The sequence below is a fragment of the Proteus sp. G4415 genome (assembly GCF_963896075.1).
Classification (GTDB): domain Bacteria; phylum Pseudomonadota; class Gammaproteobacteria; order Enterobacterales; family Enterobacteriaceae; genus Proteus; species Proteus mirabilis.
This window is the reverse complement of sequence record NZ_CAWQOK010000042.1, coordinates 1-1,349: the sequence shown is the minus strand read 5'-3', so window position 1 is coordinate 1,349 and position 1,349 is coordinate 1. Positions and strand designations below refer to the sequence as shown.

The following is a 1,349-nucleotide window of genomic DNA, read 5'->3' as shown; positions in this document are numbered from 1 at the left end:
CCTGACAACACCGAAAGTGTTTTGTCAGAGAGACGAAACGATGAAGTCAGCTTGTTCAAGATTGAATTACTGGCGACTTACCGAAAGGAAAGAAGCGAGTGATTAAAACCGAATTTGCTTGGTGGCCATAGCGCGGTGGTCCCACCTGATCCCATGCCGAACTCAGAAGTGAAACGCCGTAGCGCCGATGGTAGTGTGGGGTCTCCCCATGTGAGAGTAGGGAACTGCCAAGCATTAAATTAAAGCCTTAATGTAAAAAGACATTAAGTGCGTAAAGAATAAGCGGAGCGGTAGTTCAGTTGGTTAGAATACCTGCCTGTCACGCAGGGGGTCGCGGGTTCGAGTCCCGTCCGTTCCGCCAACACATAAGAAAACCTAAGTCTAATGACTTAGGTTTTTTTTTGTTTAAAATTTAAAGTTGTCTACATTACCAGTGCTTATTTCATAATAATTCACCATTAAAGCTATTTTTTACAAAAATAGTTACACTTATTTATCATTATATTCTTTAAAAGGGTGAGGGGAGATCCCAGCTTTGGTATACTAGATAGGTAGCAAGAGATCCTATTGGTTATCTGAGGTTGCTTAATGGCGAAAAAACCGACTTATTCAGTACGTTTTGTAGCAGGTCAACCTGTAGAAAGGATTGAACCTAGTCTACCTTTAGGCCAAATAGAAGAGATGCTACCGATTGGGATGCCACTATATACAGAAGGCACTTTAAAAATTGCTGTTTGGAATATTTACAAACAGCAACGGGTCAATTGGCGTAGTATGCTGGAAACGCTTGCCACCGATACTCAACTATTACTTTTACAAGAAGCGCAAACAACACCTGAATTAGTTCGTTTTGCGGGTAAAAACCATTTAATTGCTGATCAAGTTCCTGCTTTAGCCTTTCAACAGCACCCTGCGGGTGTTATGACCTTATCAAGTTCTCATCCTATCTATTGTTGCCCATTAAGAGAAAAAGAGCCTTTTTTAAGGCTTGCTAAATCTGCATTAATTACGGTTTATCCACTTATTACTGGTGAGCATTTAATGGTGATAAATGTACACGCGATCAATTTTAGTTTCGGTGTTGATGTTTATCAAAGACAATTAAACAGCTTATCGACTCATATCATCGATCATAAAGGGCCTGTTATTTTGGCGGGGGATTTTAACGCCTGGAGTCGTCCAAGAGTTAATGTGTTAAAGCGTTTTGCTAGAAGATTAAAACTTAAAGAAGTGATCTTTGAAAAGGATTTACGCACTCGCGCTTTTGGTAAGCCACTTGATTATATATTTTATCGTGGATTATCACTAAATAAAGCGGAAATCTTAATCACAGATGCATCTGATCATAA

Annotated in this window: 1 protein-coding gene, 1 tRNA gene and 1 rRNA gene; all 3 read left to right on the top strand. The window is 39.7% G+C overall.

Going from position 1 to position 1,349, the window contains the following annotated elements; genetic code table 11:
- Positions 1–117: 117 nt before the first annotated feature.
- Positions 118–233: ribosomal RNA gene (gene rrf, locus AACU95_RS04415) — 5S ribosomal RNA — on the top strand.
- A gap of 51 nt (positions 234–284) precedes the next feature.
- Positions 285–361 (top strand) — tRNA-Asp (locus tag AACU95_RS04410).
- A 227-nt stretch (positions 362–588) separates the two neighbouring features.
- Positions 589–1,349 (top strand): endonuclease/exonuclease/phosphatase family protein (locus AACU95_RS04405; RefSeq protein ID WP_161737183.1); only part of this gene is annotated, 761 nt, incomplete at its 3' end.